Source organism: Segetibacter sp. (assembly GCF_025963695.1).
Taxonomy (GTDB): Bacteria; Bacteroidota; Bacteroidia; order Chitinophagales; family Chitinophagaceae; genus Segetibacter.
In genome coordinates this window covers 16,132-34,751 of record NZ_JAOQAH010000017.1, presented here as the reverse complement: position 1 = coordinate 34,751, position 18,620 = coordinate 16,132, and the positions used below count along the sequence as shown (strand labels likewise).

Genomic DNA, 18,620 nt, shown 5'->3' with positions numbered 1-18,620 from the left:
ATGAAGGAAATAAAAATTACCGATTGGCATAGAATTCTTTTTGGCGAAGCGCCGCCTGAGTTTTTTATTGAACTGCTAATCAGAACTACCGTTTTCTTTCTGCTTCTTGTTTTTAGTATGCATTTGTTTGGAAAACGAATGGCGGCTCAAATTAACCGTATTGAAGTGGTCGCCTTATTTACATTAGCTGCTGCTATCGGGGTTCCTCTTGAGACTGCTGACATGGGTATATTGCCCGCTTTTGTTATTGCAGCGGTAGTAGTCGGAGTGGGAAGGTTGCTGGCGGCAATTGCTTTCCGCAACGAAAAAACGGAAGCCGCGATAGAAGATAGCCTTACCATTTTAGCAAACGACGGGGTACTCGACCTAAAGAAAATGAAGGGAACTCTTGTAACCGTAGATCGTTTGTTTGCAGAACTTCGGTCAAAAGGCTACAGGCATCTTGGAGAGGTAAAAAGGGTTTATATCGAGGCAAACGGGACGTTTAGTTTGGTGAAGGAGGAAAACCCCGGTTGCGGACTTTGCATCCTGCCTGGGTATGATAGAGAATTTTCGGAAGCGCAGCCTGACGGAGGAGAAAAGGTGTGTTGGGGTTGTGGCAAAAAGAAAAGGGACAATCCTAACTCGGAGATCTGTACGAACTGTAAGAATGAGCGGTGGGAGAATTCGATAAAATAGTGAGAGGTGAGTAGTGAACTTCTAGCAGTTTGGCTTCCTTTTCTATAAATACTATACTCTTCAAGTCGAATTAAAACATTGAAAAACGGGAGGGGTAAAGGCAAATAGCGTATTTTTTAAATGATAAAAAACGATTGATGGGCAAACTAACAATACTAGTACATGGCGGGGCTGGACCAGATTCAGCATTTATTAAAAAGAACATCGACAGTTATAAACAAGGGTTGCGTGAAGCCGCAGATACTGGTTACGGTATATTAGAGGCTGGCGGAACTGCAATGGATGCAGTGGAAGCGGCAGTAAATTACCTTGAAGACAACCCCTTGTTTAATTCGGGAAGAGGTTCAGCTCTAAATGAAAAAGCAGAGGTGGAAATGGACGCTTCAATTATGGATGGAAAGACAATGAAGTCAGGCGCGGTTGCTATTGTGAAGAACGTAAAAAACCCGGTTACGCTGGCAAGAGCCATCATGGAAAAAACAAAACACATTTACATTGGAGATATGGGTGCCTTGGAATTTGCACAGAAAATGCACCTGCGCCTGATGCCCGAGGCCTATTTTATTACTGACCATGCATACGAACAATATTTATCAGCGACCGAAGAGGAAGCAAACAGTATAGAACAAGCCGGAGAATACCAGGTTCGAAGAAAAGAGCACGGCACCGTTGGCGCCGTTGCTGTTGATAAAGACGGGAATGTTGCAGCAGCAACATCTACCGGAGGTACGGAGAATAAAGTGCCGGGACGAATAGGTGACAGCTCAATTATCGGCATTGGTTCTTACGCAAATAATAAAACTTGCGCAGTTTCCTCTACTGGTGATGGTGAAGTACTTATTCGAAATGTCGCTGCTTTTCATGTCTCTGCAATTATGCAATACAAGGGGCTGAATTTAAAAGAAGCATGCAATTACCTGATAAAAGAAGAGCTGAAAGATGCGCAGGGAGATATGGGAATAATTGCAGTAGACCCCGAGGGAAACTTCACATTTGAATTTAATTCAGAAAGGATGCACCGGGCATGGAGAACCTCAGATGGAGAACAGGGCGTTGGAATTTACAAGGAATAAGTATCAGCAATTTTTGCGACTAATGTGAATAGGAATTTGAAAACCGCAATTCATAAGATAATCATGAAATTGATCAACTATAAATCCGTATTTACAGCTTCCATTTTTATGGCTATAATCTTGCTGGCCGGATGTACTCCAAAGGACACTACCATAAAAGCTGATCTTCTTGCCACAACGAAGGAGCAAAAAGATTTCGCAGGGGTGAGGTTTACGGTAGATAAAGGTGTAGTTACCCTGAGTGGCGAATGTGCAACCCCAATGTCAAAAGATAAAATCGAAAAGACAGCAAAGGAGACATTCGGAGTAAAAGAAGTAAAAAACAATATAGTCATTGCCCCTGTTGTAATTGGTACAGACCAGCAATTAAAGCAGGGCGTAGATAGCCTTCTTAAGGACTATCCCGGTATGGAAGCAATTACTAAAGACAGTATTGTTTATCTACAGGGTAAGCTGTCCGACGACCAGGTGATGAAACTCAAAGATGCGATTAATACACTTAAGCCAAAAGCTGTTGATGCAAAGCTCACATCCCGCTAATTAAATGTGTACCCCGGCTTCTTCTGGTTACTCATCAATTGCATATTTAGCTTTGTAATTTCCAACATAGATTTTTAAAATATCCGCTGATAAAAAATTAGAAGATAACCTATATTAAAAGCAATGGATGGCTGAAAGACCAGGCATTTTCCCAACCTTTTTTCTTTCGGGATTTGAATGTTCAACTTTCTTATGGAGGGACAGGAACCGAAGAAACCTGGTTAAGGAAACCCAGCACGATAAGTACGTATCTGCCGACTATAAAATGTTGCACAAGCTGGGTATAGGAGTAGCACGTGAAGGAATATTGTGGCCTCTGGTAGATAAAAAGGGAGAGTATGATTTTTCGGGCATAGATCCGATGATATCAGCAGCTAACGAACAAAAAATTGCTGTGATTTGGGAACTGTGCCATTACGGTTATCCCGACGATCTTGATGCTTTTTCTGAGGAATTTGTGCAACGCTTCGCTGCGTATAGTAAAGCTGCTGCTAAGTACATAGTAGGCCGAACAAGTTCGCCTTACTTCTTTTCGCCAATAAATGAAATCACTTTTTTTGCCTTTTGCGGCGGGGAATGGGGATGGGTGGCTCCGTATGCAAAAGCTAAGGAAGACAGGTTTAAATTCAGACTCAATTTATGTAAAGCGGCAATAGCCTCAGTAAACGCGATAAGAGAGGTTGAACCAGCTGCACGAATGGTGCATTTTGATCCTTTAGTAAATGTAGTGGCGCCAATCAATTGTCCGGAACAGGAAGCTGCGGCGTGGCATGAAACCTATGTTGATACTTTTCTGGCCTGGGATTTTTTATATGGTAAAGAACATCCGGAGTTGGGAGGCGCTCCGGAAATATTAGATATTGCTGGTCCTAATAATTACTCTTTTGGCCAAATGGAATATCGCGAACACGGGCCACACGCTGCGTTGGTATCGGGCGATGACCGTATACTACCTCTATGCGATCTATTGCAACTAGTCTGGGCAAGATATGGAAGACCAATGGTAATTGGCGAAACAAGCGGCATGAACAAAGGCAGGGGTCCGTGGCTAAAGATGTGATGGAAGAGGCTTTAGCTGCTGTGGATAAAGGAATGGACCTGCATGGAATTTGTTTATTTCCTGCTGTGGATATGCCCGACTGGCACACAGGAAAATGGCTGCACAACGGCCTTGCAGACATCGTTCCTGTGGGAGACGACCTGACAAGACACTTGTATCTGCCTTACATAAAAGAATTGCATAAATGGCAGAAAAAGCTAAACAGGGTAACCATGCTTGATGACGATCCATTTTCGGATCCCGTTGACTTGCAGGATGTAATAAAAGCTGCAAAAACTTTAAAGGAGGTGCCCGACAAAAATTGGGACGAATAATATGGGCAGGGATTATTTCAAAAAATTCACTTGTTTAAGCCATCACTCCAGAAATTTTCTTCTCCAGATTTATTAATAATTCGTTCAGCAGATTCGGGGGCATTTTTCCTAATTCTGATGCAGGGGGCGTTAACCATTCGCCGTCTTTTAGTACAATAGTAAAAGAAGGTAAATGGAATTCATCAGAGGGCGGACAAGTTTGAATGGGAGTAATTTTAAAAGTCGAATGAGAGTCATGCGAAACTGAAAAAGTATAACGCGCCAGGTGTTGGTCAACAATTTTAATATGGGAAAAGAATTTCACTTGAGCTGCCTTTTTTAATAGTAAACGGAATTAAGACTAAAATAGTTGTATGCAGGTTTAAATCTTGACGATAAAAGTTTGTTATTGAAAATGTTCAATGTTACTTTACATAATGTCACTTCTAATAGAGCAATAAAGAAAATTTCTTGTTGCCAGTAAGCTCTTTTTTTGCAATTGTACATCGTAAAATCGCATTTTAATCAAAATGTTTTCTATATTATATATATATATATATAATATGAATAGCCTACTTTTGCCCCTGTATTTTAAACCAATACTATTTTAAAAATGCAAGATTCCCGCATAAATATTCTGATAGCTGACGATGACAAAGACGATGCATTATTGTTAACCGAGGCCATTTTGGATATCCTTCCTTCGGGCCAATGCACTCATGTTATTGATGGTATAGCTGCCCTCAGGCATATTAAAACGAGTGTTGAACCAGACCTTGTTTTCCTTGATTTAAATATGCCCCTCAAAAACGGGATCAATTGTTTAAAAGATATTTTTAATCTTGATTTGCTTCCAAACACGCCCATTATTATTTACTCGACCTCCAAGAATATGAAAGATATAGACGACGCCTACACCTATGGGGCCTCGTTTTATATTGTTAAGCCTGCTTCGTTTAGAGAGCTATGTAAAATTATTAAACTTGCCATTACTATACTTGGCAAACCAAAAAGTGAGAGAGTCGAAAAATCGAATTTTGTTCTAAGAGAAGCGAGCCTCGCCTAGTCTGCCATTGTTTTATTAAAGTAAAAAACAGTTTTGTTTGCAGGCATTTGTTTTTTAATGAAACATTGTTGTGTCACTCACTTCTAGGGCAAACCATTGTTCCACCTCCTTCCCGAGTCTTGACGTGCCCCGGCGCACCTGTAATTTTTACCCGCGCAATTAAATCGTGTGCAGCAACATAGAAAAAAAGCTGAACCAGATTTCTACCGATGAACGAAATGCGTCGCAACTAAAGCAACATCACGGAACCGGAGTTTGTACCAAAAAGAAATCTAAAACTGCGATCACATCGGTGCATGCCAGTTAGTCGGCGACCCACAACAGCTCAGCAAGCCACCGCGTTTGCCCGACCTGCCATAGGACCATAAGAGAAAAGGGGAACTAATTTTGTACCCGATGAAGCGAAATGCCTGCAATAAAAGCAACATCATGAAACGGGGTGTTTGTATGAAAAAAGAAATCAAACCGCGAGACTATATTGTGCATACCAAATTTCGTTGGCTTCGTCTGACTGCCAACCGGTGCTTGCTAAGGTGCGATAATTTGCGATGCATCGATCCCATGTGTTTTGTTCGTCTGGTTAATTTAATAATCCCACTACTGCTTAATAATCCATTCAACTTATTAATACTTGGATAGCTAACTTAATTTACTTTAGCATTCTAAAAAAGTTACTGTAATAACGATTGTAAAAGTTGACACAGTAAGAAAGGATAACATTAAAAAAATAAAATGAAAAAAATTGTGGTCAATTCAGCACTAGGCATTTTGATGGCAGGAGTATTTACATCCTGCGGCAATAACAGTAGCAATTCGGAATCTAACAATGCTTCTGACTCTTCTTCCACGAAAGTTTCTAAAGCAGGAATTCAACAATCAGATTGGGGCGAAACCGATGGTAAAAAAGTTTTCCTCTATACTCTAACCAACGAAAAAGGAGTACAGGTAAAAATCACCAATTATGGCGGCACCATCACTTCGTTTGTTACCCCTGCTAAAAGCGGTGCTAGTAGCAACATTATGCTCGGCTTCGAAGAATTGTCAGGGTATCTTGCCAAGCCCCCTTATTTCGGAGCAACTGTTGGCCGTTATGGAAATCGTATTGCAAACGGCAAGTTTACACTTGATGGTAAAGTGTACACCCTTGCAACTAACAACGGCAAAAATGCATTACATGGAGGCTTAAAAGGTTTTGATAAAGTAGTATGGGACGCTGCACCGATAGATAGTGCAACCCCGGCGCTGACGCTGAATTATTTAAGTAAAGACGGTGAGGAAGGTTACCCCGGCAACCTAAAAGTTATGGTAAGATTCTCGTTGTCTGAAGACGATGAACTAACTATTGATTACGAAGCCGACACAGACAAGGCAACTCCGGTAAACCTTACCAATCACAGTTATTGGAATTTAACGGGTGATGCAAAGAATACCATACTGGATCATTCATTAAAAATTGATGCTGACAGGTATACTCCTGTTGATACCACTCTAATTCCTACCGGAGAGCTAAAGCCGGTTAAGGGAACCCCGTTTGATTTTACAGCACCTCACACCGTAGGTGAACGTATTAGTTCTGTACCCGGTGGCTACGACCACAACTGGGTTTTAAACCACCAAATGGGTTCAATGGATCTTGTTGCTACTTTATCTGATCCATCAAGCGGCAGAAAGCTGGAAGTATACACCACGGAGCCCGGTATTCAGTTTTATTCGGGAAACTTTTTAGACGGCACTATTAAGACCAGTTCTGGTACGCCCATTCAAAAACATGCGGCAATGTGTTTAGAGACTCAGCACTTTCCGGATTCTCCTAACCGGCCTAATTTTCCTTCAACAATTTTAAAACCAGGAGAAAAATACCACACAACAACAAAGTATAAAGTGATATTAGAGAAATAATAAGGTGTGTGATAAAATAACATTTACAACAAAAATGTATGGGAAGTTCTTCCATACATTTTTTGTTTAATGCCGTTTGTTTATAAGGTTGGCGCGTTATAACATTATGATCCGGGACAAATCATTTTTTGCGTTGATTGAAACCTTATTTTTGAAAACGAATGCTTAAACAAATAATTGAGGCATTTGGATTAATTAAAAAACTTCTTGTAATCTGCTTTTACCTTTTAAACGCTATATGAAAAAACTAATTTTCACATCTGGTTTTATTATTGGATTAACTGCACTAACACTTAATGTGTCTGCTGCTCCTCCCCGCAAATCTGCTATACAATTTTCTGATAGTTCTGTAGCTTCAAAAATGCAACTCCCTGCCGGGTTTACTGCAACTGTAATTTTTGACAGTCTTAGTGGTGCCCGTCACCTGGCCGCAAACAGGCAAGGGGGTTTATACGTTAAACTGTCTAAATTAAGGGACGGTAAAGGGATTGTCTATTTAAAAGATACAAACGGAGACGGAAAGTTTGATCAGCAAACAGCTTTTGGTGACTATCCTGGTACAGGCATTTTTATTAAGAACGATTATTTGTACGCCTCTTCAAATGATGATGTCTACCGTTACAAACTAGATAGTAAAGGTGAGGTCATTAACCCAGGCGAGCCGGATAAAATAATTGTAGGCCTGGTGAACAGGAACCGCGACAATGCGAAGTCTATCACGGTAGACAATAGCGGTAACATTTATGTAAATGTCGGCTCTTATCTCGGGGCATGTCTTATTGATCCTACGTCTACAGTTGCCCCAAATCCTTGCCCGCTTCTTGATTCTGTAGGAGGAATTTGGCAGTTTAAAGCCGATAAGCTGAACCAACAATATAAAGATGCAGTTCATTATGCAACCGGCTTCAAACATTCGGTTGGGATTGATTGGAACACTAAAACCAATTCGTTATTTATTCTTGAGCACGGAAGGGATCAATTACACGACCTGTTTCCACAATACTATACCGCAGAACAAGCATCCCTGCTACCTGCAGAAACGATGTATGAAGTGCGCAAAGGTTCTAATGGCGGTTGGCCTTATGTTTATTACGACCAGTTTCAAGGCAAAAAGGTGCTTTCTCCTGAATATGGTGGAGATGGAAAGAAAACAAGGGCTGAAAAGGCACTACATCCTGTTGTCGCTTTTCCTGCTCACCTGGCTCCCAACGGTCTGTTATTTTACAGCGGCAAAAAGTTTCCCCAGAAATATCAGGATGGAGCCTTCGTTGCTTTCCATGCAAAATCTGCTGAATTACAAAAAGGTTATTTTGTAGCCTTTGTTCCGTTTAAAAACGGTAAGCCTTCCGGTAAATGGCAAATTTTTGCAGAAGGTTTTGCGATAGATAAAGACATACATAAACCTTGTGGTTTAGCCATGGGTGCAGATGGTTCACTATATGTATCTGATGACGCTAAAGGAACTATTTATCGTATTCAGTACGGTAAGTAGTTGATCGATTTTTTATAAGACCGATCAAGCGGTTTTATTAGGTTCATTTTCTCAAAAAAAGAAGGCAGGTATAAATTAAAACTTTGATTTACACCTGCCTTCTTCTGTATGCAACTTTATTATCACTTTTATTGCATGTTGTCAACCTGATCTTATTCACGCCGCGATTAATAAATCTACTTCGGTGCTAAAAAAGTACAATGAATACTACTTATAGCTTTCGTCCCTTTTTGCTTATTTCGTTGATTTTATTTTTTCTTATAAAGTCATCTTCTTCAATAGCGCAGTCGCAGAAAAACGCTGACGATTTGAAGCTTTGGTATGCTCGTGCCGCAGCTAACTGGAACGAAGCCTTACCGGTAGGAAACGGCCGGCTGGGAGCCATGATTTTTGGGGGAGTAAACGCAGAACGGCTTCAGTTAAATGAAGAAACTGTGTGGACGGGTAAAGATGTTGATTTTGTAAATCCTGGGGCAAAAGCAGCTTTGCCAGAAGTGAGAAAATTGCTTTTTGCAGGAAAGTATGCGGAGGCACAACGGCTTGCAAAGGAAAAAATGATGGGCGATAAAAAGGTAGGGAGTACGTACCAGACCCTGGGGGATTTGTTGTTGGATTTTCAGCATTCAAGAGGGGACGTTTCAAATTATCGTCGGGAACTTGATATTGATTCTGCTGTTGCACGGGTTACCTACATTGCGGGTAATACAAGTTATACCCGTGAAATCTTTTCCAGCGCTCCTGACCAGGCGATTCTTGTGCGACTTTCTGCAAATAAGCCATCGTCTATAACCTTCAATGTAAAATTGAGACGGCCAGGAAACAAAGCAACTTTCAGCGCAGCTAACAACGAAATTATAATGAGCGAACATGTTGGTGATGGGGTAGGAGTGAAGATGGTTGCAATGCTGAAAGTGATAAATGAAGGCGGTACAATTGCGTTTGCCGGAGACAGTTTGAGAATAGAGAAAGCAGATAACGTTTTGCTATTATTAACGGCAGCAACAGATTACAGGGGAGGTGATCCATTAAAACTGGCGGGTGATCAGCTTGCTGAGCTTGCCAGTAAGAATTATGCGGAGGTTAAAAAAAACCATATAGCCGACTACCAGCAATACTTTAGGAGAGTAGATCTTAATCTTGGGGCAAGTGATGGTTCTTATTTTCCCACAGATGCAAGAATACTAGCCATGCAGAATGGTTATGAAGACCCAAAACTCATTAAGTTGTATTACCAGTTTGGCCGGTACTTGCTCATCAGCAGCTCGCGACAAGGAGGTTTGCCTGCGAATTTACAAGGTATATGGGCAGAAGGATTATATCCACCCTGGGGAGCGGACTACCACATCAACATTAATATCCAGATGAATTACTGGCCGTCAGAGATCACTAACCTAAGTGAACTGCATATGCCCTTTCTGCAATTTTTGAAAGACCTGCTGCCCGATGCCCGCAAGACAGCCAGGGATATGTATGGAATTAAAGGAAGCGTTGCTCATTTTGCCACTGATCCGTGGCACTTTACCGAACCGTACGGCGAACCTCAATGGGCCATGTGGCCCACAGCTTTTGCCTGGGGCTGCCAACACTTCTGGGAGCACTATTTGTTTACACACGACAAACAATACCTGGAAGAGTTTGCTTATCCGATTATGAAGGAAGCTGCAGAATTTTGTGCAGCGTGGCTGGTCGAAAACCCCGCAACAAAACAACTGGTATCGGGACCTTCAATTTCGCCTGAAAATAGATTTATTACTAAAAATGGTGATACCGCAACCATGGTCATGGGTCCTACTATGGATCATATGATCATTCGCGATCTACTTTCAAATACAATTGAAGCTGCACAAGCTTTGAAGAAAGATGTAGCTTTTGCAAAAAAGCTGCAGGGCATCCTACAACGGTTGGCACCTACAAAAATTGGAAGTGACGGACGAATTATGGAGTGGGTGGAAGAATTCAGGGAACCAGAACCGGGGCACCGGCACATTTCCCATTTATTTGGATTGTACCCCGGAAGGCAAATTAATAAACAACAAACGCCGGAGTTATTGCAAGCTGCACGAAAAACAATTGACTACCGGTTGGCTAATGGAGGAGGGCATACAGGCTGGAGTCGTGCATGGATTATTAACTACTTTGCCCGCTTACAAGATGGTGAAGCTGCCTACGAAAACCTGCTGGCTTTATTAAGAAAGTCTACTTTGAACAATCTTTTTGACAACCATCCGCCCTTCCAGATCGATGGAAACTTTGGGGCAACCGCAGGCATAACTGAAATGCTGTTGCAAAGCCAGGCAGGTGAAATACAATTACTTCCTGCTTTGCCAAAAGCATGGAAAAAAGGTTATATCCACGGAATAGTTGCAAGAGGTGGTTTTGAGATAAACCTGGACTGGGAAAACGGAAAACTGAAACAAGTGGAAATTTTATCTAAACTTGGAAACCCGGCAACTGTGCGATATGGAGATAAAATTGTAACAATGAAAACAGAAAAAGGCAACAGGTATTTATTGAATGCAGACCTTCAATAAAGCAGGTTATAGCTAAGACTGCTTAGTGATTTCTTAAAGTGGAGTTTCGTACAATCAATTCTGTTTCTAAAACTTTACGGGTAAACTCTTTTATCGGTCTTTTGCTTTCTATTACCTCTAACAAAAGTTCGATAGCACTCTGGCCCATCTCAAAAGCCGGCTGCCTTATAATGCTTAATGAAGGATTTAAGAACTCTGTAAATTCTCCGTTTGAAAATCCTATAAGGCCCATTTCCTTTGGAATTGTTATACCCTGTTTTTGCAGAAAACGTAAGGCTCCCGTTGTTAGCTTGTCACTTAAACCTATGATTGCGTCTGGCCGTTTTTCTAAGTTGATGAGTTCATTCATCGCCTTTTCTGTTTCGTCTGCATGTACTCCACCATGGTTGCAGTATTTAATTAAGTCTTCGTTCACCTGTACACCACTGTCTTCAATTGCTTTTTTATATCCTGCGATCCGTTCTTTAGTAATAGACAGATGGGCGGAATTTGTGAGGCAGGCAATAGTTTTATAACCATTTTCAATCAGGTGGCTGGTAGCTTTATACGCACTATTGAAATTATCCACCATTACTAAATGTGTATCCATCTCTTCACTTACACGATCGAAAAAAACAATAGGTAAACCTTTGTAAAATAATTTTTTCAAGTGTTCCATGTTTTCCGTTTCAGAGGAAACTGAGATAATCAAACCATCAATAGAACGCGAAGCAAGAAACTGCAGATCATTTACTTCGCGTTGAAACGACTCATGACTTTGTGAAATAATCACATTGTAACCTTTATTGTATGCTATAGATTCAATTCCATTTATAACCTGGGAGAAAAAACTATTTGCAATTTCACAAACCAATACCGCTATCGAACGGCTTCTTTTTTCTTTTAAACTTAATGCAATAGGATTGGGCCTGTAGTTTAATTTTTTAGCGCATTCAAGAACAGTTTTTTTTGTTTCAGCGCTTATCTCGTAACTATCTCTAAGCGCCCTCGACACCGTTGACGTGGAGAGGCCTAACTCCCTGGCAATATCTTTTATAGTTACGGCTTCAAACTTCATAAGTCTAACAAGAAGAGGTGATCACTCCAAAACTAAATCTTTTATATTGAACGAAAGGTTGGGTTATAATTAACAGAAGAGTCATCATTCAGCCTCGTTCTCGGGAACGATTGCGTAAAATAAAAGTGTTGAATAACACTTCGTTAAGTAAAATAGTAATAGACTTGTTGCAGTAACGGTGTGTTTTGTTTGCTAATGTCTTCTGCAACGGTCAACCTGGCTATTATACCTGCAAGTCTTATCAAAAGCAATCTTACCATTTTTGCCGTTTCTCTAAAACATTGCTTAGAATATGAAACTTAAATGTAGTCTCTTTCTCATCTTTATTTTGCTTACTGGTTTTCTCTTTGCTCAACGGAGAATTAGTGGCCGCGTTAACAAGGCAAATAGTGCAGAAGGAGTAGCCGGGGTGACGGTCTCGGTTAAAGGGGGCAAAGCTTCTGCTGTAACTGATACTGCAGGACAATTTACCATCACAGTTCCCAATACAAACCCCACGTTGGTTTTTACAAGTGTAGGATTTACAAAAAGGGAGCTTGTAATTGGTGAACGTTCAACCCTGGTGGTTGCACTGACCGAAGAACCAACTACAATGAATGACGTTGTAGTTATCGGCTATCAAAGTGTTAGAAGAAAGGATTTGCTTGCATCTGTCTCTTCCGTTGGAGCGAAAGACCTTAGAGATATTCCCATTAACAATGCTGCCGAGGCACTTAATGGACGCCTGGCCGGAGTTACCGCTACCACGTCAGAAGGTTCTCCCGATGCCGCTGTAAGAATAAGAGTGCGGGGCGGCATGTCTATCAGTAGTCAACCCGGTGCTAATGACCCTTTATATATAATAGATGGGGTTCAGGTCGAAAATGGGCTGTCAACTATTTCTCCGCAGGATATTCAATCTATTGACGTGCTAAAAGATGCTGCTGCTACCGCTATTTATGGTGCCCGAGGCGCTAACGGTGTAATCGTAATTACAACAAAATCCGGAAGAGTTGGCAGAACGATAGTTAGTTATAATGGATTGGTAGGTGTTCGGAACGTAGCACAGAAATTAAAGGTGCTGAGTCCTTATGATTTCGTCGTTTACCAGGCTGAAAGGTCGAGAGGCAGTAGTACTGACAGTACAAGTTTTGCAAGAAACTTTGGTACTACCTGGGATACACTGGCAAATTATAAAAGCGTTGAGCCGGTTGACTGGCAGGGTGCTGTTTTTGGAAGAACGGGTATAACTCAAACACACAATGTGTCGGCAGCTGGTGGTAGTAAAAATCTTACTTATAGTTTCGGTTATACTTACAATGATGATAAAGCCGTTGTACTCAATTCAAGTTTCAAAAGACACCTGATTAATTTCAAGGGAGATTATAAAATCACGAAGAATTTAAGGGCAGGCATTAGCACCAGGTATACGGCGCAGAATGTGTACGGTGCAGGCGTATCATCTGAAGCCGGTTCTGCTTATAGTAGGTTGCGTAATGCTGTCCGGTATCGACCGTTCTTATCTGCGAACCAGGATATGGAAGACCAGGATCCACTTGCTGACCCAACTGCAGGAAACAACCTGGTTTTAATTAATCCTATTTTGTTGGCCAATTCTGAATACAGGAGAAGAACTACAAATGCTTACAATGTAACCTTAAATGCCAGCTATAACATTGCTAAGAATTTAACTTTCCGGTCGACTTTTGGCTTTGATCGAAATAAGGTGATGGATCGTCAATATTTCGATACCGTCAGTTCTTATTCAACTATACAGGGAGGCAAAAAACCAATAGCCGGATTGGACACAACCGGTAGAAAAATATACACTAACTCGAACGTATTAACTTATTCAATAAAAGGATTTAAACAGAACCACAACTTCGACTTCCTTGTAGGTGAAGAAACGTATGACCTGAGAAACGAATCCCGGTCAAGCTTGTTCCGCAATTTCCCTTTGTTTACAGCGTATGATGTAGCATTTAAAGAGACAAGCCTGGGCGTTCCATTTGCCGGGTATCCTCAATTAGGCCAAACACGATATACCAGTTTGTCTTTCTTTGGTAGAGTGAGCTATTCCTATAAAGACAAATACCTTTTTTCTGGTAATCTTCGTAGGGATGGTGCTTCAAAATTTGCTGCTGATCAACGTTGGGGTTCTTTTCCGTCAGGATCAATTGCGTGGAGAGTCAAAAAAGAGAAATTTTTGGAAAATGTAGATTTCATTAATGAAATGAAGCTCCGCTTCGGGTTTGGTACAATTGGAAATAACAGGATCCAGGATTATTTATATTTAACCACTTTTTCTAACAACGGATTAAGGTTTTACGGCATCAATAACCAGGTAGTGAATGCCTACTATCCCGCTTCTCTGCCAAATCAGAACCTGAGATGGGAGTCTACTGTTAACCGAAACTATGGTATTGACCTTACCTTATTTAAAAACAGGTTGGACCTAAGTGTTGATTATTACAACAATAGCTCAAAAGATTTGCTTTTAGCTGTTCAGATTGATCCTACTTACGGTTTTAGCACACAACAACAAAACATTGGAAAGACGTCAAATAAAGGTGTTGAGGTGCAACTGAACGGAACCATACTTCGCAAAACCAATGGCCTTAACTGGTCTGCTAATTTCAATATCGCCCATAATAAAAATACTGTAGTTGCTTTAGGCCCCGGCCAACAGTTTTTCTATCCCGGTCCAAGCTGGGGCGTTTCAGGACAGCCAACCGATTACATTGTAAAAATTGGAGAGCCTGTAGGTTCAATGTATGGTTTAGTAACAGATGGTTTCTATACGGTTAATGATTTCAATTATAATACTACTACCAGCGCATACACGTTAAAGCCCGGTGTAGTAAATAATTCCGGAGTAATTGGGGGGCCATCTCAACCCGGTTCTATTAAATTTAAAGACCTTAATGGAGACGGTGTCATAGACCTTGATCGTGACAGAATGATAATAGGAAATCCAACTCCTAAATTCACCGGAGGTTTAAATCAACAGTTTAGTTATAAGTCGTGGGACATGAGTTTGTTTGTAAACTTCTCATACGGCAATCATGTTTATAATGCTAATAAGATTGAGTTTACGAATGGTTATACCAATAACTCAAATTTGCTTGATATTATGCAAAACCGCTGGAAGACGGTCACGACAACCGGACAGACAGCCCAGTGGGTTACTGGAACAACAGTCTTTGGTATCGCTCCTGATCAATTAGCGGCTTTAAACGCTAATGCTACGGTCTGGCAGCCGCTACGAAATACAGGCGCTTTTTATCCTCATTCCTGGGCAATTGAAGATGGTTCGTTTCTGCGGATAAATAACCTGACAGTTGGTTACTCCCTTCCTGCAACAAAAGTTGCAAAAATGCACATGAGCAGGCTCCGGTTTTATTTAACCGCAAACAACCTTGCAGTAATTACAAAATATACTGGTTTCGATCCTGAAGTCAGTGTTCGCAACAATCCTTTAACACCTAACCTTGATTATTCGGCTTATCCAAAAAGCAGGAGTTTCATTTTTGGTATAAATGCATCTTTTTAATTAAAATTCTTCTTTCTATATGAAATCTAAATTCAATAAAATTATAGCTGCCGCTTGTTTAATACTTGCCTTAGGTAGTTGTAAAAAATACCTGGATCAACAACCGATAACAGACGTTGGACCAGAAACTGTTTTCAGTGAAGTGAATTCTGCATACCAGGCGCTTATAGGGGTATACAGTAGGTTGGTGGGCGATGCCGCATATGGTATTCGTCTTAGTTTATACTATCCCCTGGATAATGATGAAATGCAGGGGCCAACCGGCACAAGTGATAACGACAGAAGGGACATTGCGCGTTACGAGCCGTCGGCAAGTAATGCCCAGTTGTCAGGCCCTTTCAACCAATTATTTCAAGGGATAGCATATGCCAACATCTGCATTGACCGAATTCCAAAAATGGGTATGTATACAAGTGGAACCGATCAACAGAAAAAACAGCTTCAAAGGATGCTTGGCGAGGCATTAACACTTAGAGGCCAATATTATTTTGAAGCGATCCGCAACTGGGGCGATTTGCCAATGCATTTTCTACCTGCTTACGAGCTGGCTTCTAAAGATCCATTACCTGTAAGGGTAAACAGAGACACGTTATATAACCGGATTATTGAAGATCTAAGGGTTGCAGGGGATTTAGTTCCATGGCGCAACGAGCTGACATTAATTGGAGATGTTGAGAACGAAAGAATTACGAAAGGTGCAGTAAAGGGGTTAAGGGCAAGGATTGCGTTATATCGCGCCGGTTTCTCTTTGCGTCAATCGGGCAGCATGCAACGAAACGAGGACTACCTTAAGTACTACCAGATTGCAAGAGATGAGAGCCTTGATATTATGACTTCTGGTCAACACTCTTTAAACCCAAGTTTCAGGGCTTTGTGGAAAGACCAGGTAGGAGCGCGTGTGCCTGCAGATGCTGATGGTGAGTTAATGTTCCAGGCGAGTGGTATCGGACAAGGAGGTGCTGAAGATACTAAGCTCGGGTATTATAACGGGCCAAGAGTCAATAACCTTGGTAATAGCAGTGTTAACCCCTTGCCGACCTATTTATATTTGTTTGATTCTACAGATACACGACGGGATGTAACTATTGCTCCCTATAACGTAGCTGCAAATGGACAAACAAAAATTGGACTGGCAATCACAGCATTGAATGATGGAAAATATCGCCGCGATTGGATTTCAAATCCAGCAATTGGGCCCGCCAACCAGGTGCAGTATTTCAGTTTAAAATGGCAGATACTAAGATATTCGGATGTGTTATTGATGTTTGCCGAAGCTGAAAATGAATTGAACGGTCCAACTGCCGCTGCATACAATGCTGTTAATGTGGTGCGACGTCGTGGCTTTGGTAGGCCTATAACTACGGCTAATGCTACTGTCGATCTTTCCGCTGGTTTAAGTAAATCTCAATTCTTTGCGGCACTGGTGAGAGAGCGGTCATTAGAACTAGGTGGTGAAGGAGTAAGAAAGTATGACCTGATAAGGTGGAATTTAATTTCAACAGCTTTAACTGAGACCAGGGCAAACCTGGTTAAACTCGCAACTGCTACAGGTATGATATCTTATAGCTACATGGCTGGTCCTCCGGACTACGCTGCTACTATCGCTAACCTGCCTGTATCGATGTATTATCGAACAACATCTACTGCGGATAATGCTTCTATATGGTTTAACTCATATTACAAACCTGCATCTACAGCTACTCCGTCTGGTACTACACGGGTTGCATGGCTTGGTGCTGCAGTAAACACGACCTCTGCTGCAAGGTTTGCATCAGGGTTTAGAGCAAACAAATCAGAATTGTTGCCTATACCACAAGCTGCCAGGGATGCCAATCCCAATCTTACTCAAAATCCAGGCTATTAGTATTTGCCTGTAAGAAAACTTTAATTAATGACGGGAAAACTGCTATTACTAGCTTCATCAATTGTATACATCACAACATTGCTAAGTTGTGCACCTGCTGTTTCTTCGGCTAAAAGCATTGCTGGCAGTGTTGCTGAAAGTGATAGCAATATTGCCTTCCCCGGAGCAGAGGGTTTTGGAAAAAAAACTAAGGGCGGACGATATGGGAAAATACTTGTCGTCAGCAACCTAAACGACAATGGTGTCGGAAGTTTAAGAGAAGCTATCCGTGTAAAAGGGTCGCGAATAGTTGTCTTTGCTGTTTCCGGAACCATTCACCTGGAAAGTAAATTGGCTCTTACATCCGATCTTACCATTGCAGGACAATCTGCCCCGGGAGATGGAATTTGCCTGGCAGATTATCCCGTTACACTTTCTGGTAACAATATCATTGTCCGGTACATGCGGTTTAGAATGGGTGATAAAAATCAAAAAGGGGGAATGGTTGCCGGCAACGGAGGTGATGACGCTTTTGGAGGAACACGTCGTACCAATATCATCATAGACCATTGCTCCATTAGCTGGAGTACTGATGAGGTTTTTAGCGTGTACGAAGGTGACAGTACAACGCTGCAGTGGAATCTTATTTCTGAGCCTCTTAATTATTCTTATCATTTCGAGACAGGCGATAAAGATTTTGAGCATCATGGATTTGGCGGTATTTGGGGGGGTAAGCATACTTCGGGTCACCACAATCTTTTTGCACATTGTGCTAACCGTACTCCACGTTTTGATGGTATCAGGAATATTCCTGAAGAGTTTGTTGATTTTAGAAATAATGTGATTTACGACTGGGCCAGTAACAACGCTTACGCGGGAGAAGGTGGACGGTACAATATGGTAAACAATTACTACAAGCCAGGACCATCAACCAACGCCAACGTTTTATCTAGAATCCTCAACCCCTATAAAAAGCCGCCAACTATACCCTACGGAAAATTTTATGTTGATGGAAATTATGTAGAGGGCGCTGAGGATGTGACTAAAAATAACTGGAAGGGAGTGGTAATGAATGACGGTACCGCAGCCGATGCAGAGCAGGCTAAAGCAGCGACAGCTTTTTCAGCCGAACAAGTACAAACACAAAGTGCAACGGACGCATATTTACTCGTATTACAATATGCGGGAGCAAGCCTGCGCCGCGATACGCTTGATGAAAGAATAATCAATGATGTAAAAAATAGGCAAGGACGGCTAATTGACGTACAAGGTGGCTATCCTCATGGCACGCCATACGAACTCACTGTAAATGCATGGCCTGCTTTAAAATCTTTACCTGCGCCAACTGATACTGATCAGGACGGTATGCCTGATGAATGGGAAAAGAAAAACACTCTAAATCCTAATGATCCATCTGATGCTACATTGAACACGCTACATAAACACTACACAAACATAGAAGTATATTTAAATAGCCTCGTCCTGAAAGCGTAAACGAGATAAAGAGACACCAAGAAACGAAGCCCGGCGGCTGGAGCTTTGATTAATTATTGAAC

Annotated in this window: 14 protein-coding genes; 12 read left to right on the top strand and 2 right to left on the bottom strand. The window is 41.5% G+C overall.

Annotated elements, in window-relative coordinates; all coding sequences use genetic code 11:
* The 5 genes from JWR87_RS01855 to JWR87_RS01835 all read left to right on the top strand — a co-directional run bounded on the left by JWR87_RS01855 (position 1) and on the right by JWR87_RS01835 (position 3,665).
* Positions 1 to 678, top strand: a complete 678-nt coding sequence (locus JWR87_RS01855; protein WP_297814855.1) for a YetF domain-containing protein — start codon at positions 1 to 3, stop codon at positions 676 to 678.
* Between the two features lie 137 nt (positions 679 to 815).
* A complete protein-coding gene (locus JWR87_RS01850) occupies positions 816 to 1,751 on the top strand; it encodes an isoaspartyl peptidase/L-asparaginase (protein WP_297814854.1) in 936 nt (311 codons plus the stop codon).
* A 63-nt stretch (positions 1,752 to 1,814) separates the two neighbouring features.
* The gene (locus JWR87_RS01845; RefSeq protein WP_297814853.1) at positions 1,815 to 2,291 is read left to right on the top strand and encodes a BON domain-containing protein; all 477 of its coding nucleotides are present in this window, start codon (positions 1,815 to 1,817) and stop codon (positions 2,289 to 2,291) included.
* 127 nt (positions 2,292 to 2,418) lie between these two features.
* Positions 2,419 to 3,351, top strand: coding sequence for a hypothetical protein (locus JWR87_RS01840; protein ID WP_297814852.1), 933 nt, complete (start codon positions 2,419 to 2,421; stop codon positions 3,349 to 3,351).
* Positions 3,336 to 3,665, top strand: coding sequence for a hypothetical protein (locus JWR87_RS01835; protein ID WP_297814851.1), 330 nt, complete (start codon positions 3,336 to 3,338; stop codon positions 3,663 to 3,665). Before JWR87_RS01840 ends, JWR87_RS01835 begins: the two co-directional genes overlap by 16 nt.
* A 34-nt stretch (positions 3,666 to 3,699) precedes the next feature.
* On the opposite strand, the gene JWR87_RS01830 is transcribed toward JWR87_RS01835, so the two are convergent.
* Complete coding sequence (locus JWR87_RS01830) at positions 3,700 to 3,969, bottom strand: hypothetical protein (RefSeq protein WP_297814850.1); 270 nt, start codon at positions 3,967 to 3,969, stop codon at positions 3,700 to 3,702.
* A 288-nt stretch (positions 3,970 to 4,257) separates the two neighbouring features.
* Here JWR87_RS01830 and JWR87_RS01825 point away from each other — a divergent pair, with 288 nt between their 5' ends.
* From JWR87_RS01825 to JWR87_RS01810, 4 genes are all read left to right on the top strand, one after another.
* Complete coding sequence (locus JWR87_RS01825; protein ID WP_297814849.1) at positions 4,258 to 4,710, top strand: response regulator; 453 nt, start codon at positions 4,258 to 4,260, stop codon at positions 4,708 to 4,710.
* Positions 4,711 to 5,442: 732 nt separating this feature from the next.
* Positions 5,443 to 6,609, top strand: a complete 1,167-nt coding sequence (locus JWR87_RS01820; protein WP_297814848.1) for an aldose epimerase family protein — start codon at positions 5,443 to 5,445, stop codon at positions 6,607 to 6,609.
* Positions 6,610 to 6,847: 238 nt separating this feature from the next.
* On the top strand, positions 6,848 to 8,101 hold the full coding sequence (locus JWR87_RS01815; protein ID WP_297814847.1) for a PQQ-dependent sugar dehydrogenase: 1,254 nt from the start codon (positions 6,848 to 6,850) through the stop codon (positions 8,099 to 8,101).
* Between the two features lie 200 nt (positions 8,102 to 8,301).
* Complete coding sequence (locus JWR87_RS01810) at positions 8,302 to 10,632, top strand: glycoside hydrolase family 95 protein (protein ID WP_297814846.1); 2,331 nt, start codon at positions 8,302 to 8,304, stop codon at positions 10,630 to 10,632.
* Between the two features lie 22 nt (positions 10,633 to 10,654).
* Here JWR87_RS01810 and JWR87_RS01805 read toward each other — a convergent pair whose 3' ends face one another.
* On the bottom strand, positions 10,655 to 11,689 hold the full coding sequence (locus JWR87_RS01805; protein ID WP_297814845.1) for a LacI family DNA-binding transcriptional regulator: 1,035 nt from the start codon (positions 11,687 to 11,689) through the stop codon (positions 10,655 to 10,657).
* Positions 11,690 to 11,981: 292 nt separating this feature from the next.
* On the opposite strand from JWR87_RS01805, the gene JWR87_RS01800 reads away from it, so the two are divergent.
* From JWR87_RS01800 to JWR87_RS01790, 3 genes are read left to right on the top strand one after another with little or no spacing between them, the layout of a single operon-like run.
* Positions 11,982 to 15,221, top strand: a complete 3,240-nt coding sequence (locus JWR87_RS01800; protein ID WP_297814844.1) for a TonB-dependent receptor — start codon at positions 11,982 to 11,984, stop codon at positions 15,219 to 15,221.
* A gap of 19 nt (positions 15,222 to 15,240) precedes the next feature.
* Entirely contained in the window at positions 15,241 to 17,085 is a 1,845-nt protein-coding gene (locus JWR87_RS01795) for a RagB/SusD family nutrient uptake outer membrane protein (RefSeq protein WP_297814843.1), read from the top strand.
* A gap of 27 nt (positions 17,086 to 17,112) precedes the next feature.
* Positions 17,113 to 18,558 (top strand): pectate lyase, encoded by a 1,446-nt coding sequence (locus JWR87_RS01790; protein WP_297814842.1) that lies wholly within the window; start codon positions 17,113 to 17,115, stop codon positions 18,556 to 18,558.
* Positions 18,559 to 18,620: the final 62 nt, after the last annotated feature.

Bases quoted from the DNA above. Each gene is read 5' to 3' on its own strand.
- JWR87_RS01825 (WP_297814849.1), top strand. From the start codon at position 4,258: ATGCAAGATTCCCGCATAAATATTCTGATAGCTGACGATGACAAAGAC.
- JWR87_RS01805 (WP_297814845.1), bottom strand. From the start codon at position 11,689: ATGAAGTTTGAAGCCGTAACTATAAAAGATATTGCCAGGGAGTTAGGC.
- JWR87_RS01800 (WP_297814844.1), top strand. From the start codon at position 11,982: ATGAAACTTAAATGTAGTCTCTTTCTCATCTTTATTTTGCTTACTGGT.
- JWR87_RS01815 (WP_297814847.1), top strand. From the start codon at position 6,848: ATGAAAAAACTAATTTTCACATCTGGTTTTATTATTGGATTAACTGCA.
- JWR87_RS01820 (WP_297814848.1), top strand. From the start codon at position 5,443: ATGAAAAAAATTGTGGTCAATTCAGCACTAGGCATTTTGATGGCAGGA.
- JWR87_RS01790 (WP_297814842.1), top strand. From the start codon at position 17,113: ATGACGGGAAAACTGCTATTACTAGCTTCATCAATTGTATACATCACA.
- JWR87_RS01810 (WP_297814846.1), top strand. From the start codon at position 8,302: ATGAATACTACTTATAGCTTTCGTCCCTTTTTGCTTATTTCGTTGATT.
- JWR87_RS01795 (WP_297814843.1), top strand. From the start codon at position 15,241: ATGAAATCTAAATTCAATAAAATTATAGCTGCCGCTTGTTTAATACTT.
- JWR87_RS01845 (WP_297814853.1), top strand. From the start codon at position 1,815: ATGAAATTGATCAACTATAAATCCGTATTTACAGCTTCCATTTTTATG.
- JWR87_RS01840 (WP_297814852.1), top strand. From the start codon at position 2,419: ATGGCTGAAAGACCAGGCATTTTCCCAACCTTTTTTCTTTCGGGATTT.
- JWR87_RS01850 (WP_297814854.1), top strand. From the start codon at position 816: ATGGGCAAACTAACAATACTAGTACATGGCGGGGCTGGACCAGATTCA.
- JWR87_RS01855 (WP_297814855.1), top strand. From the start codon at position 1: ATGAAGGAAATAAAAATTACCGATTGGCATAGAATTCTTTTTGGCGAA.